We start from the raw sequence: 25,431 nt of genomic DNA, 5'->3' as shown, positions 1-25,431 counted from the left end.
TAACCGTGATTACTGTGATGGCATTGGAAAAATTCTCAGATATCTATCTTCGAGCAGCAACGAGAAAGGGAAGCAACAGTGATTTAGAGCAACGCCTTGCTTATCCCAAACGTCAACAAGAACTGTGTGAGATCACCGATGATCGTTGGCTGGCAACGTTTAGCCAGACGATTTTCCAGTCTGGTATGAACTGGAAGGTGGTCCGAAACAAATGGCCGGGCTTTGAAGAGGTCTTCTGGGGATTTGACATCGAAAAGATGTGCCTGACACCTCCTGAAATGTGGGAGGAAAAAGCCACCAATCCTGCGATTATCCGTCACCTTGGTAAAGTCATGACGATTCCCCATAACGCACAAATGATTCAGCGTATCGCCAAGCAGCACGGCAGTTTCTCCAGATTTATTGCAGAATGGCCGGAAGACGACATTATTGGTTTGTGGGCGTACCTGAAGAAACACGGCAGCAGGTTAGGCGGGAATACCGGGCCTTACTCCCTGCGTTTGATGGGGAAGGATACGTTTATCCTGTCCGGTGATGTTGAAGCGTATTTACGCGCACACAAGATCATTGATGGCGGGCGTGATACCCGAAAATCATTAGATGCTGCACAGGCTGCGTTTAACCATTGGAAAGAGGAAAGTGGCCGACCGCTTTGCCAAATCAGCCAGATCATTGCCTTCAGCGTGGGTGATAACCGTTATTAATCGCGGATCTGCCACTTTGCTGCAAATGAAAGAAAACGCTCAAACAGTGGTGAATGGTATTTGCTTGTATGGTGGACGAGCCAATACTGGCGTCGCAGATCAAGGGGTAAGGTCAGTTTGTGCAATCGCTTGTTTGCAACCGCGTGCCGGGCTGCCAGGGTAGAAAGATAGGCTAACCCAAGCCCTGCCGCAGCACAGTTAATAATGGCTTCAGTGGTACGAAGTTCAAATGCAACACTCCAGTTTTCCAGTCGGGGCGCCAGACGGGACAGAAAGTGTTCCCGTGTTCCCGAACCGGTTTCTCTCAGTAACCAGGCATGGTTTTCAAGATCAAACAGTGTAATTTCCTCTCGCCTTGCCAAAGGGTGGTCTACGGTACAAACAATACACATTTCATCTGATAGCCAAGGTGCTATTTTCAGGTCTTCATTTTCCAGATAATGCTTATTTTCGCCCTGACCTTCGATAAGACCGATATCGAGTTCAAACGCCAGTATCCTGTCGATGATTGACTGGCTGTTTGATATCACTAATGTCTGGTCGACGTGATGACTTTCAGTCCGGAAATCCCGCAACAGAAAAGGCACCAGTTGGTTGCCAATCGTATCACTGGCCCCAATCCTTAAATGGCCGGTTAGCTCTTTATCTGAATTGAGCACTTTGGTGATTTCATCCGTACGGGTAAGAAGCTCATCGGCTAATGGCAGTAGCCGTCGTCCATGCTCGCTAAGGATGAGTCGGTTGTTGACCCGTTCAAACAGCTTGTGACCGAGCTGGTTTTCCAGTTCGGTGATAGCCATGCTGACAGCAGGCTTGGATAGGTAGAGCATAGCAGATGCGGCGGTGATGGTTTTTTCCTGCGCGACAGCAACGAATACCTGCAATTGGCGAAGTGATACAGACATGGTGAGAAACCTGGGTTATTCCTTATAATTAAGCTTAACTTAACTTAAGGTTAAAAATATTCAGATATACTAAATATCAATGCCGTTCTATCATATTTTATGTGTTTTTCTTCTAAAAAATGTGGCATAGCAATGCGTAGACGTATCAACTTACTTCCTACTCCAATGGCAGGTTTAGCCCTGGCTATCGCCAGCCTTGGCTGGAGCTGGGAAAACGTAGGTAACTTTGGTGGTCATGCCCAGACATTGGGCGCAATCATTGGTGGTGTGATGCTGCTATTGATTGCACTGAAATTTACATTCTCCCCCCAAGGCCTGTGGAACGATTTACAGCATCCTGTTGTGGGGAGTGTGGTGCCGACGTTTGCGATGGGGGTGATGATTGTATCGGCATCCATCGGGAAATGGTCACCATTGGTTGGCGATACTTTGTGGATGCTTGCAATTGTTGCGCATGTTGCATTCCTGGTTTCATTTATTTATCACCGCGCACGAGACTTTTCATTGACACACATGGTGCCAAGTTGGTTTGTACCGCCTGTAGGGTTGATTGTTGCGGATGTGGCTTTCTCAGGAAATCCGGTGCTTCGTCCTGTGGCAGATGCCATTATGCTGTTTGGGTTGCTGGCTTATGCGGTGCTGCTGCCCTTAATGCTGTATCGCCTGATTTTCTGCAGTGAAGTGCCTGATGCTGCAAAACCGACTATTGCGATTCTAGCCGCGCCAGCAAGCCTGTCTTTGGCTGGGTATCTGACTGTAAATCCATCGCCATCGCCAGTGCTTGTCTCTGTGTTGCTGGGAATTGCATTGCTGATGACGCTGGTTATTTACGTGTCATTTGCAAAATTGCTTCGGTTGCCGTTTTCTCCTGGATATGCGGCTTTCACTTTCCCTATGGTGATTGGTGCAACAGCACTGTTTAAAACGGCGGTTTGGCTTGAATCGGTCGGTGTTGCCGCTCACTACGTGAATCAGGTTTTTATCATAGGTGTGATTGAGTTAGTGGTGGCGACTTTGGTAGTCGTCTATGTAGCCATGCACTATCGCCGCTTTATCTCCCTGCAATGGAAAACGCCAGCAATGGCATAAAAACCAGGCCTGCCCTCGCGCAGGCTTTTTCATTTTAGGTTCCATGAGTTACGCTACGCGCATTCAATTGCACTCTTGAGAGCATTCCGCCACAATCTCTGCATTATCGTTCTCAAGAGTCTCACCTGTGTTTACTGTCTATCACTCTAACCAATTGGATCTGCTGAAAAGCCTGCTGGTTGCCATCATTCAAAGCAAACCGTTGGATAATCCATTCCAGAAAGAGTTGATCCTGGTGCAAAGTCCGGGGATGGCGCAGTGGCTGAAGTTAGAAATGGCGAAAGAGCAGGGCATTGCTGCCAACGTCGAGTTTCCGCTTCCTGCTACCTTTATCTGGCAGATGTTTACCCAGATTTTGGATGATGTGCCACAGCGCAGCTTTTTCAACAAAGAGGCGATGACCTGGAAGTTGATGACAGTACTGCCTGAAAAGCTCGATGAGCCAGATTTTGACGAGCTTAGGCGTTACCTTGATGGCGATGACGACCAACAAAAGCTTTATCAACTGGCGGGTAAGATTGCCGATATTTATGACCAGTATCTGGTATACCGCCCTGAATGGATTAAAGCGTGGGAGAATGAGCAGCCGGTTGATGAGCTGGCTGAGGAAAAGCGCTGGCAAGCAGTGCTTTGGCAGGCGCTTTACGACTACACCCTGCAACTGGGGCAATCCCCTTTCCACCGGGCAAACCTGTATGAAGAGTTCATTGATGTGCTTTCTTCTCACAAGGAAAAGCCGGAAGGGCTGCAGGGCATTGACCGGGTGTTTGTATTTGGTATTTCTGCCCTGCCACCGCGTTACCTGGATGCATTGAAAGCGCTTGGTGAGCACATTGATGTCCACTATATGTTTACCAACCCGTGTCGCTACTACTGGGGAGATATCCGGGATAAGCGTTATCTGGCAAAGCGCGCCGCCAGCATGGCGCCGCGAATTAGCCGTGCCAGCGATACGGAAGAGCCCGCACAGTTTGCCTTGCCGCTAATGGGGGAAGATGACACCGCAGAAGTCGGGAACAGCCTGCTGGCCTCGATGGGCAAGCTGGGGCGCGATAACTTACTGCTGATTTCAGAGCTTCAGTGTCATGAGGTCGACCAGGGGTTTGTTGAGGTTCCCCGTGACAGTCTGCTTCACCATATTCAGGCAGACATCCTCGACCTGGTTGAGCCGGAGAATATCCAGGAAACCCTGACCAGCGAAAGTAAGTTGCCGGTGTCTGCCGATGATCGCTCCCTGATGGTTGAAGTTTGCCACAGCCCAATGCGCGAGGTGGAAGTACTGCATGACAGGTTGCTGGACATGCTGGAAAGCGATCCAACCCTGTCACCACGGGATATTATCGTGATGGTGGCGGACATCAATGCTTACAGTCCGGCTATTCAGGCGGTGTTTGGCAACGCGCCCGGTGAGCGTTTTATTCCGTTTTCGATTTCTGACCGCACGGCCGATCAGGAAAGCCCGATCCTGACCACTTTCCTGCGTCTGTTGAGTTTGCCAGATAGCCGTTGCAGCGCGGCAGAGTTGTTGGAAATTCTCGAACTACCGGCCGTAATGCGCAAATTTGGCTTCGACAACCGCCAGTTTGAAAAAGTCAAACTCTGGGTTGAAGAGGCAGGTATCCGCTGGGGACTGGACGACAACACAGCCTCGCATTTTTCCCTCCCACATCAGCACCAGAATACCTGGCTGTTTGGTTTAAACCGCATGCTGTTGGGATATGCGATGCCAAGTAGCGCCGGCCTCTACAACGATGTACTGGCCTATGATGAAGTGCAGGGGCTGGAAGCCGAACTTGCCGGCAAGCTTGGGGCATTTTTCAGGGTGATGACTGCGACCCAAACTGCGTTGCTCGATACCAAAAATGGTGAAGGCTGGATACAGACCCTGACCTCGCTGTTTGATGACATGTTTGCGCTGGATACTGACGAGGAGCTTGCCGGACAGTTGATACGTACCCAGCTGGACAACTGGCTGACGCAATTGGACGATGCCGGGTTCACGCAGACGCTGGCTTTGCCGATTGTCCGTGACTACCTCAAAGAAAAGCTGGGCGGCGAGCGGGTCAGCCAGCGTTTTCTGGCCGGTCAGGTGAACTTTTGTACCCTGATGCCAATGCGGTCGATTCCCTTTCAGGTGGTTTGTCTTCTCGGTATGAATGATGGGGACTATCCCCGTACCATTGCTCCGGTCGGCTTTGATCTGATGGCAGGGCGCACCCGTGCCGGTGATCGCTCCCGCCGTGATGATGACCGCTACCTGTTCCTTGAAGCACTGCAATCGGCACAGCAACGCCTTTACATCAGTTATGTTGGACGTTCGGTGCAGGACAATAGCGAAAAAGTGCCGTCCGTGCTGGTCACGGAGCTGCTGGATTATTGCCGCCAGGGGTACTGTCTGGCAGGCGATCAATCCCTGCCTGAGCATGAGTCAGGTCAGCGTTTACTGGGCACCCTGGTGCATCACAATCCTTTGGTGCCATTCAGCAAACAGGCGTTCAGTCAGAACCGGCGTAGTTATGCGGCAGAATGGCTGCCAGCCGCGCGCGGTGAAGGTCATGCGGCGGCCCCGTTCCTTGATGGCCGAGCATTAAATCCGGCACCGGATCTGGATATCGGGGTCATTGAGCTGGCTGAGCTTCAGCGCTTCTGGCGGTTGCCGGTGCAGTATTTCTTCAACCGTCGGCTGAAAGTGTTTTTTGAATCCCCGGAAGGGGCGATGGAAGAAGCCGAGCCTTTTGCGCTTGATAACCTTCGCCGTTACCAGTTACGTGATGCACTCCTTAGCCATGTGATGGCAAAGGGTGACAGCGAGGCCTCGCTGGACGCATTTTTTAAACAGCAGAAAGCCAGTGGTGCTCTGCCATTGAGTCATTTTGGTGAACTGGCGCTGGAAAGTGAGCAGGCAGGCATTCTGGCACAGTACCAGCGCCTGAAACCTATGATTGCTGACAAACGCCAGGCCCTTGAAATTAACCTCACCCTTGTGACATCCCGGGGCACCGTGAAACTGCAGGGGTGGCTGGATGAACGCTACCGTGCAGGACGAATTCTGTACCGAAGCGGCAAGGTAAGGGCACAGGACAGGCTTTCAGCCTGGATTGACCACCTTTGCCAGTGTGCTGCGGGAGAGGCACTGGATACCTGCTTTATCGGTGTTGACGAAGATGTGGTGTGGTCGGCGGTCAGTGCAGAAAGCGCGATAACGGCGCTTGTTGATTATGTTGAGTATTACCTGGCGGGCACAGAAGCCCCGTTGGCGTTTTTGCCTAATACCGCCATGGCCGGTCTTTCTGCGTGTATCGATAAAGACGGTCACTGGTCAGAAGATGATGTCACTATGGACAAGGCACGCAGTAAGATGCGCGCGGCTTTTGAAGGGGGGTATATGGTGTCAGGAGAAGGGGAAAATACCTATATAGCGCGTGTCTGGCCACAAGCCGACGATGCGCTGCTTGATACCGTGTTTGAACTGGGTAAGGCGGTGCTGTTGCCGGCACTGGACGGTGAGAAAAAACCGGACTGAACCCGCGACCTGTGATGGATTGCTTTGGTCTGAATTCTACGCTTGCACGCCAATTACAAACTGTCACCGCATTGATAAACTAAGGACATTCTTCCCTTGAGCCAACATTGCATGTCAACCCAACTTCTTGAACCCATGACATTTCCCCTTCATGGGCAGCGATTGATTGAAGCCTCAGCCGGTACCGGGAAAACCTTCACCATTGCCGGCTTATACCTGCGCCTGCTGTTGGGGCATGGCAACAAAGACACCGCACACCCCCGGCCACTGAGTGTCGATAAAATTCTGGTGGTGACCTTTACCGAAGCGGCGACCCAGGAGCTCCGTGACCGCATTCGGTCACGTATCCATGATGCGCGTCTGGCGTTCAGTCGGGGGCACAGTGACGATCCAGTGATAAAACCCTTGCTGGATGATATCGCAGACCACGTTCAGGCAGAGCGCTTGCTGTTGCAGGCAGAAAGGCAAATGGACGAGGCCGCCATTTATACCATCCATGGTTTTTGCCAGCGAATGCTGACCCAGAATGCCTTTGAGTCTGGCAGCCTGTTTACCAACGAATTTATCACTGATGAGAGTGCACTGCGTGAGCGCGCAGTGGCGGATTACTGGCGTCGTCAGTTCTACCCGTTACCTAAATCGCTGGCAGGTGTGGTGTGTGGCTACTGGTCGTCGCCCCTGTCACTGCTTAAAGAAATTGGTCCTTACCTGTCCGGGCCTATGGTTACCATCAAGGCCCCAGACATGCCGGAAAGCCTTGATGCGTTGCACCAGCAAAACCTCGCGCGTATTGACGGGGTGAAAACCGCGTGGCTGGCCGCAGTCGCCGATTTAGAGGCGTTAATTGCCGGATCAGGCGTTGATAAGCGCAGCTACAGCAAAAAATCCCTGCCGAACTGGCTGAGGGAAGTCACAGACTGGGCTTCGCGCCCAGCTACAGGGTATGGATTACCCAAAAACCTTGATCGTTTTTCTGCATCGATGCTGGCGGAGAAAACCAAGAAAGGAGAAGTGCCTGTCCATCCGGTTTTTGACGCGATTGATACGCTGGTGGCAAATCCCCCAACGCTGAAAGACGCGTTAACAGCTCATGCCATCCGTGAGGTGCGGTTACTGCTGGCGCAGGAGAAGCGACGTTTTGGCTGGCTGTCATTTGATGACTTGCTTTCCCAGCTCTCCCAGGCCTTGGTGCAGGATGAGCAAGGGCTGTTGGCAGCGCGTATCCGAGAGTTGTATCCGGTTGCGATGATTGATGAGTTCCAGGATACCGACCCGCAGCAGTACCAGATCTTCAGTGACATTTATATGGCTCAGCCTGAGTGTGGCCTGTTTATGATTGGTGACCCGAAACAGGCTATCTATGCCTTCCGCGGTGCGGATATCTTTACCTATATCCATGCGCGCCGTCAGGTCGCTGATCACTACAACCTCGGTATCAACTGGCGTTCCACTGCCAGTGTGGTTGATGCCGTCAACCATGTGTTTAAAGAAGCGGCGTCGCCGTTTGTGTATGACGACGACATTCCCTTCACGCCGGTGGCGCATTCACCGGGCGCGGAAAAAAAACAGTGGGAAGTGGACGGCGTCAAGCAAGCTGCGATGACATTCTGGCTCGACGAAACCCTGGGCTTGGTGACCCGTGGTGATTACGAAACCCAGATGGCAGATGCCACGGCAAGCAGCATCCGCGAGGTGCTGACAAAAGCCGCTGAAGGTAACGCCTTTTTTACCAAGGGAGAAGCCCGTAACCCGGTGAAGGCGGGTGACATTGCAGTGCTGGTCCGCACAGGCAGTGAGGCGGCGAAAGTTAAACGGGCACTGGCAAGACAGGGGATTGCTTCCGTCTACCTTTCCAACCGAGACAGCGTGTTTTCCAGCCCTCTGGCGGCAGATGTGCAAAGGCTGCTTATGGCTGTCCTGACGCCTGATAGTGAGCGGACACTTCGCGCTGCACTTGCCAGTGGGCTATTCGCGTTAACAGCAGGTGAGATTGATACCCTCAACCACGATGAAAAGGCGTGGGAACGGGCGGTTGTTGAATTCTCCACCTACCAGAGTGTCTGGTTCAGTCGTGGCGTCATGCCGATGCTGCGTCAGGTGATGCAGCGCCGGGGTATTGCGGAGCGCTTGCTGAGTGAGGAGCAGGGTGAGCGGGCACTGACTGACCTGATGCACCTTGGTGAGCTATTGCAGCAGGCCAGTCAGACACTGGACAGCCACCATGCTTTAATTCGCTGGCTGGCCGATCATATCGATAATCCCAATGGCAACAGCGAAGAACAGCAGGTACGTCTGGAGTCAGAGCGCGATCTGGTGCAGATTGTGACCATCCACAAATCCAAAGGTCTGGAATACAATCTGGTTTACCTGCCGTTTGCCTGCAACTTCCGTCCGTCAGACCGTCCTTTCTTCCATGATGAGAACCACACGCCAACTCTGTCGTTGAGCGAGCCGGATGTTGCGATTGAGCAGGCAGACAAAGAGCGTCTGGCAGAAGACTTACGTCTGGTCTATGTGGCACTGACCCGTGCGGTATATGGCTGTTTTATTGGTCTGGCTCCCCTTAAAGACGGTAAGAAATCGTCCGGTGATACCGGGCTTCATAAGTCTGCGCTGGGCTATCTTCTCCAGAAAGGCGACGCGACAGACGCCGCCGGACTGGTTGCAGCGGTGGATGCATTGGTCGCTAACACAGACAGCATGGTAAGGCGCCCGCCGCCACCGCGTGTGGAAGGCCTGCTGGCGGTAGAAGCGGCGAGTGATGAAGCCATTGAAGCCCGCAATTTTACTGGCCATATCCGCCGGGACTGGCGCCTGACCAGTTATTCTGGCCTTGTCAAACAAGGGCATGCCAGCGCACTGCCGGATGTGCCGGCCTTCGATATCGATGCAGCCGAGGAAAAGCAGGAGACAGAAGAGACCCAGACGGAAGCCGCGCTGTCGATTTTCCAGTTTCCGAAAGGGGCGCGACCCGGCACGTTCTTGCATACCCTGTTTGAAAATGTCGGGTTTGGCGATGATATGTACAGTGAGGACGTCGCAGGGATGATCCGCCACGCCTTGCTGCTGGAGAACTACGACGAACACTGGGTGCCGGTGTTGCAAAAACTGCTGTCAGATGTGGTGAACCAGCCCCTGAATGCACAGGGGCTGACGCTGGCGCACATTGATGCGCCAGCACGTTTAACCGAAATGGAATTTGTCATGCCGGTAGAGCGGCTCGACAGCGGGCGGCTGAACCGCCTGATTGCGGAACATGATCCCTTATCGGCAAAGGCGGGGGAGCTGCATTTTGAAACTGCAAGTGGCATGTTGAAAGGGTTTATTGACCTGGTGTTTTGCTGGCAAGGGCGTTATTTCGTCCTTGACTGGAAATCCAACTATCTCGGGGGTTCCCCGGCAGATTACACCGAAGAGGCTCTTTGTCAGGCAATGATTGAGCATCGCTATGACTTCCAGTACCAGATTTATTCACTGGCACTCCACCGTTTCCTACGCCAGCGGCTGCCGGACTATGATCCCGCCCGCCACTTTGGTGGTGTTTATTATCTGTTTGTCCGTGGAATTGAGGCGGGAACCCGCCACGGTATTTTTTACACTGCCCCCTCGCCGGAACTGCTGGATGGGCTTGATGCATTGTTTTCTGACGGAGATGTGCTGAATGGCGATAAGTGAAAAACTCGAGGCCCTGTATAAACGCAACGCCATCCGGGCCATTGATCGCCAGTTTTCCCAGTTTATCGGCGAGCAGCTGGGGGATGAAAACTCCCCGGTTGTTGGCTGGGCAGCGTTGGTGAGCTTTGAGCTGGGGAAAGGAAATGTCTGTGTCGATCTCTCTGCCTTGGAAGGAGCGAGACTGTTTGATCTGATGCCGGCTGAATCTGCGTCGCTGGCCGCGTTGATGGTACCGGAAAATGCCCTTTCGATGCTCTCTGCTTCCCCGGTTGTCGGCGATGGCTCGCAGCCTACTCCTCTGGTGCTGAGTGGCAGCCGGCTCTATCTTTATCGCTACTGGGCGGCTGAGTGTCTGGTCGTCAGTGAGATTGCCAAGCGGAGCGGGGAGTTGCCGCTTCCAATGAACTTACGTTCGGTACTGGATGGGCTGTTCACACCAGATGTGGCTTTTCTGCGGGCACGCTATCCGCAATGGACTGACGAAGAAAAAGCGGCGAAGCTGGCAGATTTCTTTGATATCACAGACAGCAGCCAAATTGATTATCACGCACTTCAGGCGGCGTTGGAGGCCGGTGTCAGTGATAACGACGTGCTCAGCCACGTGCCTGACGGTGCAAGGCTTAACTGGCAGAAAGTCGCGGCAGCAGTCGCACTGAGTTCGCGCTTTGCAGTGATATCCGGCGGCCCGGGTACGGGAAAAACCACCACGGTGGCGAAGTTGCTTGCGGCCATTGTCAGCAGCAGTGATAACCCTAATGGGCCTGAAATCAAGCTGGTGGCACCCACCGGGAAAGCGGCTAACCGCCTGACAGAATCCATCGGTAAAGCAGTAGAGGCATTGCCTGTTACAGACAGTGTGCGGCGGAAAATTCCGGCGCAGGCATCGACGATTCACCGTCTGCTGGGCGCCATTCCTAACCGCGTCGAGTTTCGGCATCATCAGGGAAACCGGCTGCACCTGGATGTACTGGTGGTTGACGAAGCGTCAATGGTGGACTTGCCCCTGATGGCAAGGCTGTTGTCTGCGCTGCCAGAGCATGCCCGGGTCATTTTGCTTGGTGACCGTGACCAGCTGGCGTCGGTAGAAGCCGGGGCTGTGCTGGGCGATATCTGTTTGGGGGCAGGGCAGGGCTTTAGCCCGCCGCGGGCTAAGTTGCTGTCAGCACTGACTGGTTTTGTGCTCCCGGAAGCGGCAGGGCTCCCGGCAGTTGCAGACAGTGTCTGTTTGCTCAGGAAAAGTTACCGTTTTCATGCCCAGTCTGGGGTAGGGCAACTGGCATACGCCATTAATGCCGGAGACACCCGAACCCTGGATCGTGTTATTCAATCCGGTTTTCGTGATATTGCCCTTCACGAGCTCGATACTGATATCTACAGCGAGGCAATCCATCTGGCTGTTCAGGGCTACCGGCCCTACCTTACGGCGATGGTGGATGGCTTACCGCCCCGCGATGTGTTGCGGCGCTTTTCTGAATGCCGCCTGCTTTGTGCCCTCAGCGATGGGCCATTTGGTGTTAAAGGGTTGAACAGCGTGATTGAAAAGGCGCTGGCCAAAGCAGGGCTGGTTTCACCCGGCGAAGAGAGTTTCTATCCGGGACGCCCGGTAATGGTGACTCAAAACGATCATGGCCTTGGCTTGTATAACGGTGATATCGGCATTGTCGTGAAACAGGAAGAGGGGCTTCGTGTGGTGTTTGAAATGGCTGATGGCACGGTACGGGCTTTCTTGCCCAGCCGCCTTCCGGAGCACCAGACCGCGTATGCCATGACTATCCATAAATCACAGGGCTCTGAATTCAGTCATACCATTCTGGTGTTGCCGCCAACGCCGACACCAGTAATGACGCGGGAACTGGTGTATACCGGGGTTACGCGTGCCAAAGACAGACTGGATGTGTATGCAACCCGCGCCAGTCTGGAGCGGGCTGTGAAAAGGAAAAACCAGCGTTTCAGCGGGCTGGCAGACGCATTACGCGCCCGTTAAGGGTGAGCGTCAGTACCTTGGAGCGACGCTGCAGGTTATACAGCTCCTGTTTGGCATCCGGTAAGGCACTGACGTCAGCCTCGACAAACCCGTGTTCACGGAACCAGTGAATACTCCGGGTCGTCAGCACAAAAATGGTTTTTAACCCTGACTGCACGGCTTGCTGCTGAATGTATTGCAGCAAGTTCGTGCCCCGGTCGCTGTCGCGGTACTCGGGATGCACTGCCACGCAGGCCATCTCCGCACTTTGTGATTCCGGGTAGGGATAAAGTGCAGCACAACCGATGATCCGTTCATCCCTGTCTATCACGGTAAAGCGGGGAATTTCCTGCTCGAGTTGCTCTCTGGAACGGCGCACCAGGATCCCCTGTTCTTCCAGCGGACGGATAAGCTCCAGTATGCCACCGATATCATCAATGGTAGCCTGGCGGATACGCTCAGCGCTCTCGGTGACAATTTGGGTGCCGATACCTTCTACCGAGAACAGTTCCTGAATCAATGAACCGTCGACTTTATAGCTCAACAGGTGGCAGCGTGGCACACCTGAGCGGCAAGCTGCCACTGCGCCGCGCAGGAAGCGGATTGTCCCGGAATTTATATCTCCGGCCACTTCACGCTGGCGCAGGATTTCTTCGGCCTGATGGGGGAAGAGTTCAGACAGCACATTGCCGTCAGGGCCAATCACGCCCTGTAAAGAGCAGAACCCAATGAGCTTGTCGGCATTGAGTCGAATTGCAAGCTGGGTCGCCACTTCTTCTGAGGTGAGGTTAAAACACTCACCGGTCACCGAGCTTGCGACCGGACCAAGCAATACGATCGCATGCTGATCAAGCTGGCGGTGAACGCCTTCAATGTCGATCCGGCGGATCCGTCCGCTGTGGCAATAGTCGACACCTTCATCCACACCTAACGGTTGCGCGATAACAAAGTTGCCGCTGACGACATTGATCTGGGCACCTGCCATCGGCGTGTTGTTCAGGCTCATAGAAAGCCGTGCTGTGATATCCAGCTGAAGTTGCCCTGCGGCCTGTTTTACGACTTCCAGTGCCGCAGAGTCGGTCACCCTCACGCCTTTGTGATACGGCGTATCAATGCCCTGTTTTTCAAGTAACTGGCTTATCTGGGGTCTGGCCCCATAAACCAGAACCAGCCGAAGACCAAGGCTGTTCAATAGCGCTATATCATTGACGATATTGCTAAAATTGGCATCTGCAATCGCTTCACCGCCCAACATGATAACAATGGTCTTGTTTTGGTGTGCATTGACGTAGGGCGCTGATTGCCTAAATCCATTTACGAGTGCTGTACTGCGAAGTTTCAACACCTTACTCCATAAGTTTGATTTTATATGCTTTTATAGTGACTAATTATTCTTGTTTTGGCAAGGGCAGTGACACAGGTTCAAACTCTCAATGCCTAAGTTGGTCGGCATGAATGTCCCTTTTATAATATTATTGTTATTAATTGATACTATTTTCTCTTATTTGAGATTCCATTTGTGGGCATCATCGGACAATCTTTAACGCTTTTTGTCGTGCTGGTGGGCGGAACCGTTGGCTACCTTGTGGCGAACGATATTCCTATCTTCACAGAAGTGGATCAAACCGCGATATACGGGGAGTGGGTAGAGCAGGGTGTTCCTTCGTATGCGGCTGACCGTTTCGAAGTGCGCAAAGACGGTATCTATACAAAGGGAGCGCGCACCACCAGTTATTATGAGTTTACGGGCAGCAAACTGATTTATACCGTCGGTAATAACACCTACCTCTACACCGTTGAAGACACCAATACGCTACAGCGGGAAAAGCCGTATCATTACAGTACACCTTTTATTCGATATTAAGTTCAGAGCCTCCTGAAGTTTTAGCGTGAAACGTCGCTTTTGATTGCAGAAGCGAAGGGCTTCTGTCACCCTTTCTTTATTGATTTATCTGTCAGGAATTTCTGTGAAAAAAACACTTTTTGTTGTCGGCATTTCCTTACTACTTACCGCATGTGCCCGTCCGACTGATCGTGGTCAGCAATATGCAGATGGACACTTCGATGATGTTTTGAATCCTGTTGACATCGTAGCCTCCGACAAGCCGCGGGATTACTCCCTGTTTCCGGCGCAACTGGAAAAGGTGGAAACCCTGTCCCCGTCACTGGTCAACACTCACCGGCAGGTTTATGAGGCGGTAAAGGCCTGGCTGGCTGAAAGCGGTGAGCCAACAGCGCTGGCAGACTATGGACTCTCGCTGGAACAAATGGGCGGTGGTGACGGCTACGGCAATGTGCTGTTTACCGGTTATTTTTCACCAGTGATTGAAATGCGCCATCAGCCGGATGCATTGTTCCGCTACCCAGTCTATGCCATGCCAGCGTGCGGGGAGCGCTGCCCGACCCGGGAAGAGATTTATAACGGCGCTCTGGAAGGGCTAGGACTGGAGCTGGGGTACAGCGCATCACTGATCGACAATTTCATTATGGAAGTGCAAGGCAGTGGCTTTATTCATTTTGGTGATACTGACCAGCTTGAGTACTTTGCCTATGGCGGTAAGAATGGCCACCCGTATGTCAGTATCGGTAAGGTGCTGATAGAAAGAAACCAAGTGCCGCGTGAGAAAATGTCACTCAAGGCGATCAAAGACTGGGTTGCGGGGCAGGATGAGGCTGCCGTGATTGAACTGCTGAACCAGAATCCGTCCTATGTTTTCTTTACCCCGAAAGCCGCGCACCCGGTGACAGGCACTGCGGGTATTCCCTTGCTTTCCGGCGCTTCTGTCGCGGCCGATCGCGAATACCTGCCAATGGGAACTGTGTTGCTGGCAGAAGTGCCACAGCTTGATGAAGAAGGTAACTGGAACGGACAGCATGTGTTGAAGCTGCTGATGGCGCTCGATACTGGTGGTGCGGTGAAGAAAAACCACCTCGATCTTTATCATGGCATGGGTGAGGAAGCAGGCATTAAAGCCGGCCACCATAAGCATTTTGGCCGGGTCTGGAAGCTGACAAAACCTGCAGGGAATGAAGCACTGGCACAGCCATAACCGAGATATTGGCGATAAAAAAGGCGGGTTTCAAATCCGCCTTTTTCTTTTTATAAGAGTAACTTACTTAATCAGGCCAACTTCTTTGTAGTATTTCGCCGCGCCTGGGTGCAGAGGGGCTGACAGGCCGTCAGACACCATTTCTTCTTTCTTCAGGTTAGCGAATGCTGGGTGCAGGCGACGGAAATCGTCAAAGTTCTCAAACACCGCTTTCGTCACGTGGTAGATCACCTCTTCTGGTACCTCAGCAGAAGAAACAAACGTTGCACCTACTCCAAAGGTTTGTACATCACTGTCGTTACCACGGTACATACCACCTGGAATAGTCGCAGTACGGTAGTAGTCATTGTTTGCAACCAGTTTGTTTGATGCGGCGTTATTTACTTCTACCACCACACTGTCACACGCTGTGGTTGCTTCCTGGATAGCACCACTTGGGTGGCCAACGGTGTAAACCATGGCATCAATTTTGTTATCGCACAGTGCTTTTGACTGTTCCGCAGCTTTCAGCTCAGAAACCTGTTTGAAATCGTCCATGGTCCAGCCCATTTCAGCCATCAGTACTTCGATAGTACCGCGCTGACCAGAACCTGGGTTCCCCACGTTGACGCGCTTGCCTTTCAGATCGTCAAACGTTTTGATACCGGCGTCGGCACGTGCCACAACGGTAAACGGTTCTGGGTGGACAGAGAAAACAGCACGCAGGTCTTTGTAAGCGCCCTGGTCTTTGAATTTGCTTGAGCCATTGTAGGCGTGGAACTGCCAGTCAGACTGGGCGATGCCCATGTCCAGCTCACCTGCACGGATGGTGTTGATGTTGTAGATGGAACCCCCGGTAGACTCAACCGAACAGCGGATGCCGTGTTCTTTCTTGGTTTTGTTTACCAGACGACAGATTGCACCACCTGTTGGATAGTAAACACCAGTGACGCCACCGGTACCGATAGTCACAAATTGGTTAGCCTGTGCGGGTACGGCAGTTAAAGCAGCTGCAAAGCTCATTGCGGCCAAAGTTGGTTTTAACGCTTTCATGCTTTAGTCCTTGTCGATGATGTGATTGCTAACGCGGTGAGAATCCGCTGTTAATAAAATGTGAGTCCATTTGCGACGAAATTATCTGATAGTTGGTTTTTCGATCGCAAGAGATATGCCTCACGATTCAAAGCTACAGAAGATATTTTTTCTTAAATCTTCCGCAGAGTTGATAGATAACCCCATGCTTTGAGACAAGTTGGCGATTTGTTGTACAAGTTCAGCATTGTTCTTCGCATGCTGTCCCTTTAAATTTATTAGGTTGTTTTCAAAACCTACGCGCACGTCCCCGCCAAGAGATATCGCAGCTGCCAAACACTGGTGTTCAAACTGGCCAAATGCACAGGTTGCCCAGGAAATTTTCTCACTGGTTATGCGTTTAAGGTCGAATTCCAGTAAGTCTGCCGGTGAAGACAACATGTCTTTTTTGTACTTGCCCAGTACCAATAGTAGGTGATGGCCGCTATTCGGCAACGTTTTGTCATTAACCATCTGAAAATAAAGCGACAAGTCGGCGGCATCATACAAAATGTACTGCACATAGATTCGGCGTTCATTCAGTTCATGGAAAAAACGGCTGGCCTCTTTCTCAAACGAGGCATTTGGCCGTAACTCGCGAAGCGCAAGGGAGACAGCTTCGGGCTCAGTGCCACGCACCAGTGCCATTTGTTCGTTTGGTTGATAAAGGCCAACGGCCTCTGTGGTTAACTGGATTACAAGTTCAGTATCAAAACGGGCCCGTGTTTCCTCGAGCCATTCCTTGTTTAACCCAACATCCAGGGAGTGTTTACCTTGTGTGTCGCGCACATGCATGTGCGCCATGGTGGCACCGGCAGAGGCGCACTGTGACAGGCAGGTTGCCATTTCATCCATGGTCAGCGGTAATTGCTGGTGGTCATCCCTGCCACGCCTTGCACCATTGGGCGCAACAATAATCGTTCGTCCTTTTTGCACCTGATTTCCTTATCCAAATACGTGATCCAATGTGATTGCCAGACGTTTGACCAGCTCATCCATTTCTTTTTCTTTGATGATAAAGGGCGGCGCAAGCAGCACATGATGTCCACGTTTTCCATCGATTGTGCCGCCCATGGGGTAACACATTAATCCATTCGCCATCGCAGTCTTTTTCACTTCGGCATGCAGTGGTCGGGAGGGATCAAACGGTGTTTTCCCAGGTTTGTTTTCGACAAACTCCATACCGATAAACAACCCCCGGCCCCGGATATCGCCAACGAAAGGGTGATCATCAAAGGTTTGGTTCAGTTGATTGACCAGATACTCGCCCTTGTCTGCCACTTCACTGAGCACGCCAGATTCCAATACATCAAGGGTGGCACAAGCGGCTGCACATGCCAAAGGATGGGCCATAAAAGTGTGCCCGTGCTGGAAATATCCCGTGCCATGAAAAATGGCGTCATAGATTTTATCGTGGATCATCACGGCGCCAATGGGCTGGTAACCGGCCGCCAGTCCTTTTGCCATGGTGACTAAATCTGGCACGATGCCTTCCTGTTCGTAAGCGAAGTAAGTCCCGGTGCGTCCGCAGCCACACATCACTTCATCAAGGATCAGCAGGATGCCGTATTTGTCACAAATCTCCCGGATGCGTTTGAAGTAGCCTTCTTCTGCAACCAACGCGCCTGCTGTTGCACCTACCACCGGCTCAGCCACAAATGCGATGACCGTTTCCGGGCCGACAGCAAGGAGGCGTTCTTCCAGTTCATTGGCAACGCGCTGGCCGTATTCGAAATGGGTTTCGTTATCGCGTTTATCACGGTAGGCATAACATGGTGCTATCAATTCCCCATTCTGCATCAGGGGAGAAAAAGGTTCTTTTCGCCACATATTGCCACCAACACCCAGTGCACCCAGTGTGTTGCCGTGATAGCTCTGGCGGCGGGCAATAAAGCGGGTTCGTGTTGTTTCACCTTTTTCCAGAAAATACTGGCGTGCCATTTTCAGTGCGGCTTCAACCGCTTCCGACCCACCACTGACAAGATAGACATGGTTAAGGAGACCGGGGGCTTTGTCGGCCAATCGTGCCGCCAATTCTTCAGCTACAGGCGAGGTGAAAAAACCAGTATGAGCATATGGAATGGTACGGAGCTGGGCTTCTATCGCGCTCAGAACGCCGGTATGGCTGTGGCCAAGGCAGGATACGGCTGCGCCTCCGCAGCCATCGAGATAGTGGTGGCCTTTATTGTCAAAGAGAAATACGCCATCCCCGCCCGTGACTGTGGGCAATACTGAGTGACAATGTCTTTGAAGTATGTGTGTCATGATATCCCTTAGTGATGAATCCCTGTTGTTATTTTAATCAGTATGGACAGGTTGGAAATTGAACAGCAAACGATATAAATTTGTGGGGTATGCCAAAAATTCATAAGGATCATGTATGGCTATGGCAATACCGCCAATGAAAACACTGCGCACCTTCACCGTCGTGGCGCAAACCCTGAGCTTTTCCAAAGCGGCAAAGTTGTTGAACCTGACCCAAAGTGCCATCAGCAAACAGATTCAACACCTGGAAGAGTTGATGGGCTGTGCACTGTTTGAACGTGCCGGGGGGAAGGTGGAGCTAACGGAAGCGGGGCGGCGTTATTTACCCTCAGTGGTTGAGGCATTGGAAAACCTGCAGCATGCTACTTCTACCGTGATGCAGACGTCTGAAACCAAAAGCCGGATTGAGATTTCGGTACCCCCATCCTTGGCGAGCTTGTGGCTGATCCCTAGGCTTGATGCATTTAGGTGTGCTCACCCAAATATCGAGCTGGCGGTGCGCGCAAGCGTGACATCAGACAGCCACAATCGCTATCAGGGCGATATTGCGATCCATTGTCTGCCGCTGTCCACACATGAAGAAGACGCTGAGCTGCTTGTCCGGGAGCGGCTGATGCTGGTGGCTTCACCTCCAGTGGTTGAAGGTCTTTCGGGTATTGAAGGTCTTTTACCCTTGCCTGCTATCAGTCATATCACCAGACCACAAATCTGGAACCAGTTCTGGCATGAACTGGGGGTTGCGCCAAATAGCCCGACGTATGGCACGGGGGTTGAGCATTTCTACATGGCACTGGAAGCGGTGAAATATCAGCAGGGAATGGCGTTGATCCCCCAGTTTATGGTTCAGGACACCCTTCAGCGAGGTGAGGTTACCAATCCATTGTCACTGGGCTTTTCTAGTCTATATGGGTATTTTCTTTTCAGTCATGGCTATAAAAGGCGGCTGGGGCCTGTAAAGCAAGTGATAGACTGGTTGAAGCGGGAGATGGTACCGCCAAGCTTCCGGTGCGAATCCATGGACATTTTGCGGCCAAGCGAGTATAAACCGCAGTCCACGACGGAAACCGGGAAACAGAGCAAACAACTATGACAACGACACAAGCTGCATCAGAAAGCTACCAGCAACGTTTTGGTGGAACGCGCCGTCTTTACGGGGCGACCGAGCTTGAGATACTGCGCCAGTCACATGTCTGTGTGATCGGTATCGGCGGCGTTGGTTCATGGGCCGTCGAAGCACTCGCACGCAGTGGTATCGGCGAACTGACACTGATTGATATGGATGACGTTTGTGTTACCAACATCAACCGGCAAATTCATGCAATGTCCGGGACGGTTGGCCAGAGTAAGATTGAGGTGATGGCAGAACGAGTCCGGGGTATAAACCCGGATTGCAAAGTCAATTTGATTGATGATTTTATCTCAGAAGACAATATTCCCGAATACATCACCAAAGATTACGATTATGTGCTTGATGCTATCGACAGCATTAAGCCAAAGACTGCGTTGCTGGCATACTGTAAACGTAACAAGATTAAGGTTATCACCGTGGGTGGGGCGGGAGGACAAATCGATCCGACACAAATCCAGGTTGCTGATCTGACCAAAACCATTCAGGATCCGTTGGCGGCAAAATTGCGCAATAACCTGCGTCGTTTCCATAACTTCACTAAAACTCAGGGCCGCAAGTTTGGTATTGACTGTGTTTTTTCCACTGAGCAGCTCAAATACCCGCAACCAGATGGCTCAGTATGTGAAACCAAAGCGACCGCAGAAGGGCCAAAAAGAATGGATTGCGCCAGCGGATTTGGTGCGGCAACCATGGTGACTGCGACTTTTGGCTTTGTAGCCGTCTCGCGCATTATTGCTAAGCTTACTGCGAAGAAATAAGGCAGTATCTTTTCCAATAAAAGAAGGCCGCGAATGTTCGCGGCCTTCTTTATTCCAGCACGTTTCAAGCAACGCTGTTATGCGTCAGCTTTCGCGCGCGACTTCTTTGTGTTTGACTCAGCAATGGCTTGAACAGGAAGCACCTGTTTAACGTATTCACCGGGCGCTGCACTAATCACTGGGAAGTTTTCAGAACCTTGCGCATAAGGTTCCACTTTCTCTTTCGGGCTATAGGCAGATAGCCATGCATCCCAGTGTGTCCACCACGAACCGGCATTGTGCTCTGCTGACTCAAACCATTCGTCGGCAGACTCGCTCAATTCATCGTTGACCCAGAAGCCGTATTTGCCTTTTGCAGGATGGTTAACAATACCGGCAATATGCCCTGACTCACCCAGTACGAAGGTTTTGTTCCCTCCCACATTCTGGGCACCGCGGTATGTTCCTTGCCAAAGGGCAATATGGTCTTCTTTGGTAGAGATGAAGTAGCTTGGCACTTTGATTTTGTTTAGATCAATCCAAACACCGCCTACTTTTACACCTTTGTCCTGGACCAGTTTGTTGTTCAGGTACAACTCGCGCAATAAAAAGTTATGCGTGGCTGCCGCGACGTTGGTACTGTCGCTGTTCCAGTACAGCAAGTCGAAGTCTACCGGGCTATTGCCCTTGAGATAGTTATCGATGTAGTAGTTCCAGTACAGGCTGTTTTCACGCAGCAGGCTAAACGTCACACTCAGTGAGCGTCCATCCATATAACCGCGGGTGTTGTTTTGCAACTCTATTGCACTGATCAGGTTATCGTTGATGTAAGCGCCAACTTCTCCCGGCTGTGCAAAATCAAGCAAGGTGGTAAAGAAGGAGGCTGACTTGATGCGGGCTTTCATGCGTTTCGCTGCGTAGTAGGCAATCGTACTTGCCAGCACAGTGCCGCCAATGCAATAACCTGCCGCGTTGATTTGCTGCTGGCCGGTAATGTCTTCGATAGCTGATACAGCTTTCACCACGCCTTCCGTGACATAGTCGCCAAACTCAACGTTTCTTTGCTCAGCCCCTGGGTTGCGCCAGGACATCATGAACACAGTGTGTCCCTGTTCAACCAGCCAACGTACCATGGAATTTTTCTCGCGCAGGTCGAGAATGTAGTACTTGTTGATGAACGGGGGCACGATCAACAGTGGTGTGGCATTCACTTTTTCTGTCAGTGGACGGTATTGAATCAGCTCAAAGAGCTCATTCTTGAACACAACGTCACCTTGGGTGTTTGCAATGTCTTCACCAATGCGAAACGCATTGGTGTTGGTCATACGAACTTTAAGGATATCCGCGCTCGACTCGATATCTTCCTGAAGGCTTTGCAAGCCCTTCACCAAGTTTTCGCCGTTGTTTTCCATCGTAAGCTTCAACAGCTCAGGGTTGGTACCGACGAAGTTGCTGGGTGACATCGCATTAATGGCCTGTCGGGAGAAAAAGTTCAGGCGTTCTTTTGCCTTGTCATCTAACCCTTCGACAGCATTGATGGTTTCCAGATATGTGCGCCCAAACAACAGGTAAGATTGCTTGATGAAGTTATAGAACACTTCGTCTTGCCACGCTTTATCCTGAAAACGTTTGTCGTCTTTTTCCGGAGATACAACTTCCTGGCTGTTTGCAGCCAAAGCGACGCTTTGCCAGATTTGCAGTTGTTTTTCCCACCACTGCATTTGAATTTGCAGCATTGCAGCGGGTTGATTTGCCGCGCCTTCAAGGAGCTTGGCGGTATCTTCGATACTTTGCTCCTGCATGGCTTTATTCAGGGGGGTGTTTACGGCTGCCTTGCCTTGCTCAAGATCCTTCCACCATTGCTGGTTACTCTCTTGGAGTTTTACAAGGTAGTCCGAGAAGAAGTTCTGGTACATGTGTAAACCCTCTTGATCGGAAATAACGCGCCCTCTGCAGCGAGAGGGCGTGTCTACCTAAAATTAAGCTGGTTGACCAGCTTTCAGGTTTTCTGCAGTCAGTTGCTCCAGATCATCTTTAAATTCTTTGGCGATAGATTGTAGCTTCGCGCTGTCGTCCATCATTTGCTGAGACAGTTTGGTTAATGCGGCCAGTTGCTGGCTGCTGTATGCGGTCATTGACGTTACGTCAGTCACTTCGCTTGCAGCTTTTACTTGTGCCAAACCCATTTCGCTGTACGTTTTCACTGCGCTCAGTTGGAGCTCAGTCAGGGTTTCAACGTTTTTCGCGACCAGCTTGTTGAACTTTATATAAGGTGCCAGTGTTTTTTCAGTTTGCTCAGAGAATGCTTTAAACATATCGGTGTACATGGTGTTTCTCCTAAATGTAGTCATTAGATCCAAGGGGGTTAACGTTCTTAGCTATCAACACGTTTCACGACGACTGCCGTACCCATGCCGCCGCCAATGCAAAGCGAAGCGACACCCACTGTGCCTTCGCGTTTTTTCAGTTCGTGGATCAGGGAGACCAGAATACGGTTACCTGATGCGCCAAGAGGGTGACCCAAAGCGATTGCGCCACCATTGACATTCGCTTTTTGCAAAATGCTGTCAGCGCTCACATGGTGTGTGTCTGCCAATTGGTGGACAACACCCAACGCCTGGGCGGCAAAAGCTTCGTTAAGCTCAAACAGATCCACGTCAGAAATAGAAATCTCTGCTTTTTTCAGGGCTTGTGTTACTGCACCTACTGGGCCTAAGCCCATGATTTTGGGATCTAGTCCAACTTGCGCATAACTGGTGATTTCTGCCAATGGTTTAAGGCCTAGCCGTTGAACGGCAGCCTCTGAGGCAACCACTACTGCACTTGCTCCATCATTCAGGCCCGATGCGTTACCGGCAGTCACTGTTCCTTCGCGGTCAAAGGCTGGACGAAGTTTTGCCAGACCTTCTTGCGTACAATCTGCTTTGGGGTATTCGTCGGTATCAAAAACCACGGTCTGGCGACGTTGCTTGACCTCTACCGGCACGATTTCGTCTTTGAAACGGCCAGCTTCAACTGCAGCAACGGCTTTTTGTTGGCTTTGTTGTGCGTATGCGTCCTGTTGTTCACGGCTCAGGCCGACTTGCTTGGCAACGTTTTCCGCAGTGACACCCATGTGATATTGGTTGTAGACGTCCGTCAGGCCATCGTTGATCAACAGATCTTTAAGGCCTATGTCGCCCATCTTTTGTCCGCCGCGCAGTGAACCTGACGCAGCAAACGGGATTTGTGACATGTTCTCAACACCGGCAGCAACCACCACGTTGGCATCGCCACAACGGATGTGTGAAACGGCGTCCATGACCGCTTTCATACCGCTACCGCAAACCATGTTGATCGCATAAGCCGGTACCGATTCAGGAAGACCGGCAAAGATCGCAGCCTGGCGACCAATTCCCATACCTTGGCCTGCGCTGACGACGTTACCGAGAATGACTTCATTAACAGTTTCCGGTGCGACATTTCCTGCTTCCAGTGCCCCTTTTATGGCAGCTGCGGCCAGTTGTCCTGCGGGTACATCTTTGAGAGAACCGGTAAATGCACCGATCGCGGTACGTTTCGCCGCGACAATAAACACTTTTTCCATGTGTAACCTTTTTCCCGTTAGTTCATGTACAGGCCGCCATTGACTGACAGCGTTTCCCCGGTGATATAAGCCCCTGAATCACTGGCAAGATATGCGACGGCATCGGCGATTTCTTCCGGACGAGCCAGCCGCTTCATTGGAATCTCGCTTTTTATCGATTCAAGCACTTCATCGCGCATAGCTTCTACCATGGGTGTTGCAGTATAGCCTGGGGCGACAACGTTGGCGGTCACACCATATTTCGCACCTTCAAAAGCCAGTGATTTGGTAAAGCCAATCATGCCAGCTTTGGCGGCAGCATAGTTGGTTTGTCCAAACTGACCTTTCAGGCCATTAACCGAAGAAATGTTGATGACGCGGCCACCCCCTTTCTCGCACATGGCGGCAAAAAGGGGCTGGGTGACATTGAAAAGACTGTTGAGGTTGGTATTGATAACAGCATGCCAGTTATCCGCGGCCATTTTCTTGAAAAGACCGTCGCGGGTAATGCCAGCATTGTTGACCACAATGTCTATAGTGCCTTCTTCTTCAAGAAGTTTTGGGAGACGCTCTGCACATTCGGCGGTGTTGGTGACGTCCAGTTCAAACAAGCGGACTTGATCGGTGTTGAACGACTTTTCTTCGAACCACTCCTTGGCGCATTGCAGATTACCGGTAAAGTAGGTAGCAATCACGCGATAGCCCTGACTGACCAACTTTTCCGTGATCGCCGAACCAATACCACCTTTTGAACCGGTGATGAGCGCGAGTTTCTTCATTGATGACTCCATTCTTAACAACAAGCAATTGAAACATGACCCCTGTAACTGCATTTGGTTGTCCAAAAATACAGGCACCTATAATTTTATGATTTAGCGCAATAAGGGCTGAGATGACGGAAACTCAACTCATCTCGGAATATAATAGTTATTGTGTGTGATGGTTTTATGACCACAGAGATCCAAGATATACAATCTATTGAGTAAGGCAAAAAGAAAGAGAGGAGATTTAGAAAAATAAGATCTTGATCGACAATAAAGCGATATAAGTTAACTGTGTGTTAATTTTTGGTTTTCTGTTGGGTTCTTTTAGGTTGTGGTTTGGTTTTGGGGTGATTTGCTCGCTTATATCTCCTTTTGTGACCACTTTACGGTTTCAGTGAAACGGATAAAAATGAAAGTCATTTAAGTTAAAAAATAAAGCGTGGAGTTATCAAACAGGATTTTAGGATAATTGACCAGAAGTCTCAGTTTTATTGTGTTTTTTGTATGGTGAAATAGTCACTTTTGGCGATGTTTTTCAGGTGAATACACCGCCATGCAGTAGGTTTTATATATTTTTTATTTGTTCAACAATGGAGCGGATACCATTACTTCTGGATTGACTGAGGTGAGTGAGGAGATCCAGTTTTTCAAAGTAATGCTCAAAATTAAAGTGGCGAAGTGCTTGTTGTGACTTGCCTTCTGCGGCCGCCAATACAATAGCTAACAATCCTTTAACGATACGTGCATCGGAATCTGCAGCGAAAATGTACTTTTCGTCTTGTTTTCGCCAGATCAGCCAAACTTTACTTTCACAACCTGATACGGAAATACTTTCCGATTTTAATGACTCGTCAAGCGTTGGCAGTTTTTTACCCATCTGGATAACAAGGCGATACTTATCTTCCCAGCTTCGACACTGCGCCATTTGGTGAATGATGTCGTCGACAGAAATCGCGGTGCCAAAGGGATGGGATGGAAAAGTGCTCGTCATAGTATCGGCCTTCAAGTGTCA

Annotated in this window: 19 protein-coding genes; 9 read left to right on the top strand and 10 right to left on the bottom strand. The window is 51.2% G+C overall.

The features are described 5' to 3' along the window. The first annotated feature begins 17 nt into the window (after positions 1 to 17). The gene (locus VHA_RS18150) at positions 18 to 704 is read left to right on the top strand and encodes a DNA-3-methyladenine glycosylase I (RefSeq protein WP_005507008.1); all 687 of its coding nucleotides are present in this window, start codon (positions 18 to 20) and stop codon (positions 702 to 704) included. Here VHA_RS18150 and VHA_RS18145 read toward each other — a convergent pair. Further along, positions 701 to 1,609: a LysR substrate-binding domain-containing protein gene (locus VHA_RS18145; protein ID WP_005507006.1), complete on the bottom strand. Its 909-nt coding sequence runs from the start codon at positions 1,607 to 1,609 to the stop codon at positions 701 to 703. The genes VHA_RS18150 and VHA_RS18145 overlap by 4 nt on opposite strands. A 132-nt stretch (positions 1,610 to 1,741) precedes the next feature. On the opposite strand from VHA_RS18145, the gene VHA_RS18140 reads away from it, so the two are divergent. The 4 genes from VHA_RS18140 (at position 1,742) to recD (ending at position 11,880) form a co-directional block, all read left to right on the top strand. Further along, entirely contained in the window at positions 1,742 to 2,698 is a 957-nt protein-coding gene (locus VHA_RS18140) for a TDT family transporter (protein ID WP_303645095.1), read from the top strand. A gap of 127 nt (positions 2,699 to 2,825) precedes the next feature. Continuing rightward, positions 2,826 to 6,221 carry an exodeoxyribonuclease V subunit gamma gene (gene recC, locus VHA_RS18135; protein ID WP_005506995.1) on the top strand — a complete coding sequence of 1,132 codons (3,396 nt, stop codon included), beginning with the start codon at positions 2,826 to 2,828 and terminating at the stop codon, positions 6,219 to 6,221. Between the two features lie 111 nt (positions 6,222 to 6,332). Further along, positions 6,333 to 9,896: an exodeoxyribonuclease V subunit beta gene (recB, locus tag VHA_RS18130; RefSeq protein WP_005506993.1), complete on the top strand. Its 3,564-nt coding sequence runs from the start codon at positions 6,333 to 6,335 to the stop codon at positions 9,894 to 9,896. Then, a complete protein-coding gene (recD, locus tag VHA_RS18125) occupies positions 9,883 to 11,880 on the top strand; it encodes an exodeoxyribonuclease V subunit alpha (protein WP_005506991.1) in 1,998 nt (665 codons plus the stop codon). The genes recB and recD overlap by 14 nt, the downstream gene beginning before the upstream one ends. Here recD and argA read toward each other — a convergent pair. Continuing rightward, positions 11,846 to 13,201: an amino-acid N-acetyltransferase gene (argA, locus tag VHA_RS18120; protein WP_172465014.1), complete on the bottom strand. Its 1,356-nt coding sequence runs from the start codon at positions 13,199 to 13,201 to the stop codon at positions 11,846 to 11,848. The two genes, recD and argA, sit on opposite strands and share 35 nt — an antisense overlap. A 177-nt stretch (positions 13,202 to 13,378) precedes the next feature. Here argA and VHA_RS18115 point away from each other — a divergent pair, with 177 nt between their 5' ends. Both VHA_RS18115 and mltA read left to right on the top strand, forming a co-directional pair. After that, positions 13,379 to 13,723, top strand: a complete 345-nt coding sequence (locus VHA_RS18115) for a DUF2850 domain-containing protein (RefSeq protein WP_005506988.1) — start codon at positions 13,379 to 13,381, stop codon at positions 13,721 to 13,723. Positions 13,724 to 13,826: 103 nt separating this feature from the next. After that, entirely contained in the window at positions 13,827 to 14,909 is a 1,083-nt protein-coding gene (mltA, locus tag VHA_RS18110) for a murein transglycosylase A (protein WP_005506986.1), read from the top strand. A gap of 63 nt (positions 14,910 to 14,972) precedes the next feature. Here the strand turns inward: mltA and VHA_RS18105 are convergent, their stop codons facing one another. The 3 genes from VHA_RS18105 to VHA_RS18095 form a co-directional block, all read right to left on the bottom strand. Next, positions 14,973 to 15,941 (bottom strand): TAXI family TRAP transporter solute-binding subunit, encoded by a 969-nt coding sequence (locus VHA_RS18105; RefSeq protein ID WP_005506984.1) that lies wholly within the window; start codon positions 15,939 to 15,941, stop codon positions 14,973 to 14,975. 120 nt (positions 15,942 to 16,061) lie between these two features. Then, positions 16,062 to 16,895 (bottom strand): beta-keto acid cleavage family enzyme, encoded by an 834-nt coding sequence (locus tag VHA_RS18100; RefSeq protein ID WP_005506982.1) that lies wholly within the window; start codon positions 16,893 to 16,895, stop codon positions 16,062 to 16,064. A gap of 9 nt (positions 16,896 to 16,904) precedes the next feature. Further along, positions 16,905 to 18,224 (bottom strand): aspartate aminotransferase family protein, encoded by a 1,320-nt coding sequence (locus tag VHA_RS18095; RefSeq protein ID WP_040529209.1) that lies wholly within the window; start codon positions 18,222 to 18,224, stop codon positions 16,905 to 16,907. Positions 18,225 to 18,339: 115 nt separating this feature from the next. Here VHA_RS18095 and VHA_RS18090 point away from each other — a divergent pair, with 115 nt between their 5' ends. Then, positions 18,340 to 19,314: a LysR family transcriptional regulator gene (locus VHA_RS18090; protein WP_005506976.1), complete on the top strand. Its 975-nt coding sequence runs from the start codon at positions 18,340 to 18,342 to the stop codon at positions 19,312 to 19,314. Next, positions 19,311 to 20,111 (top strand): tRNA cyclic N6-threonylcarbamoyladenosine(37) synthase TcdA, encoded by an 801-nt coding sequence (gene tcdA / locus VHA_RS18085; RefSeq protein WP_005506974.1) that lies wholly within the window; start codon positions 19,311 to 19,313, stop codon positions 20,109 to 20,111. Before VHA_RS18090 ends, tcdA begins: the two co-directional genes overlap by 4 nt. 77 nt (positions 20,112 to 20,188) lie before the next feature. Here tcdA and phaC read toward each other — a convergent pair whose 3' ends face one another. From phaC to csdE, 5 genes are all read right to left on the bottom strand, one after another. Next, complete coding sequence (phaC, locus tag VHA_RS18080; RefSeq protein ID WP_005506971.1) at positions 20,189 to 22,006, bottom strand: class I poly(R)-hydroxyalkanoic acid synthase; 1,818 nt, start codon at positions 22,004 to 22,006, stop codon at positions 20,189 to 20,191. 63 nt (positions 22,007 to 22,069) lie between these two features. Further along, positions 22,070 to 22,417, bottom strand: a complete 348-nt coding sequence (locus VHA_RS18075) for a phasin family protein (RefSeq protein WP_005506969.1) — start codon at positions 22,415 to 22,417, stop codon at positions 22,070 to 22,072. A 47-nt stretch (positions 22,418 to 22,464) separates the two neighbouring features. Continuing rightward, positions 22,465 to 23,676 carry an acetyl-CoA C-acetyltransferase gene (locus VHA_RS18070; RefSeq protein WP_005506967.1) on the bottom strand — a complete coding sequence of 404 codons (1,212 nt, stop codon included), beginning with the start codon at positions 23,674 to 23,676 and terminating at the stop codon, positions 22,465 to 22,467. Between the two features lie 17 nt (positions 23,677 to 23,693). After that, positions 23,694 to 24,434, bottom strand: a complete 741-nt coding sequence (locus tag VHA_RS18065) for an SDR family oxidoreductase (protein ID WP_005506965.1) — start codon at positions 24,432 to 24,434, stop codon at positions 23,694 to 23,696. Between the two features lie 550 nt (positions 24,435 to 24,984). Continuing rightward, a complete protein-coding gene (gene csdE, locus VHA_RS18060) occupies positions 24,985 to 25,410 on the bottom strand; it encodes a cysteine desulfurase sulfur acceptor subunit CsdE (protein ID WP_005506958.1) in 426 nt (141 codons plus the stop codon). Positions 25,411 to 25,431: the final 21 nt, after the last annotated feature.

It is taken from the genome of Grimontia hollisae CIP 101886 (genome assembly GCF_000176515.1).
Classification (GTDB): Bacteria; Pseudomonadota; Gammaproteobacteria; order Enterobacterales; family Vibrionaceae; genus Enterovibrio; species Enterovibrio hollisae.
The sequence above is the reverse complement of the archived record's forward strand: the minus strand, read 5'-3'. Positions and strand labels throughout refer to the sequence as shown.

What these genes read in the sequence shown, in the direction of transcription:
- VHA_RS18150 (WP_005507008.1), top strand. Translation starts at nt 18, where the DNA reads ATGGCATTGGAAAAATTCTCAGATATCTATCTTCGAGCAGCAACGAGA.
- VHA_RS18145 (WP_005507006.1), bottom strand. Translation starts at nt 1,609, where the DNA reads ATGTCTGTATCACTTCGCCAATTGCAGGTATTCGTTGCTGTCGCGCAG.
- VHA_RS18140 (WP_303645095.1), top strand. Translation starts at nt 1,742, where the DNA reads ATGCGTAGACGTATCAACTTACTTCCTACTCCAATGGCAGGTTTAGCC.
- recB (WP_005506993.1), top strand. Translation starts at nt 6,333, where the DNA reads ATGTCAACCCAACTTCTTGAACCCATGACATTTCCCCTTCATGGGCAG.
- recD (WP_005506991.1), top strand. Translation starts at nt 9,883, where the DNA reads ATGGCGATAAGTGAAAAACTCGAGGCCCTGTATAAACGCAACGCCATC.
- VHA_RS18105 (WP_005506984.1), bottom strand. Translation starts at nt 15,941, where the DNA reads ATGAAAGCGTTAAAACCAACTTTGGCCGCAATGAGCTTTGCAGCTGCT.
- VHA_RS18095 (WP_040529209.1), bottom strand. Translation starts at nt 18,224, where the DNA reads ATGACACACATACTTCAAAGACATTGTCACTCAGTATTGCCCACAGTC.
- VHA_RS18090 (WP_005506976.1), top strand. Translation starts at nt 18,340, where the DNA reads ATGGCTATGGCAATACCGCCAATGAAAACACTGCGCACCTTCACCGTC.
- tcdA (WP_005506974.1), top strand. Translation starts at nt 19,311, where the DNA reads ATGACAACGACACAAGCTGCATCAGAAAGCTACCAGCAACGTTTTGGT.
- phaC (WP_005506971.1), bottom strand. Translation starts at nt 22,006, where the DNA reads ATGTACCAGAACTTCTTCTCGGACTACCTTGTAAAACTCCAAGAGAGT.
- VHA_RS18075 (WP_005506969.1), bottom strand. Translation starts at nt 22,417, where the DNA reads ATGTACACCGATATGTTTAAAGCATTCTCTGAGCAAACTGAAAAAACA.
- VHA_RS18070 (WP_005506967.1), bottom strand. Translation starts at nt 23,676, where the DNA reads ATGGAAAAAGTGTTTATTGTCGCGGCGAAACGTACCGCGATCGGTGCA.
- VHA_RS18065 (WP_005506965.1), bottom strand. Translation starts at nt 24,434, where the DNA reads ATGAAGAAACTCGCGCTCATCACCGGTTCAAAAGGTGGTATTGGTTCG.
- csdE (WP_005506958.1), bottom strand. Translation starts at nt 25,410, where the DNA reads ATGACGAGCACTTTTCCATCCCATCCCTTTGGCACCGCGATTTCTGTC.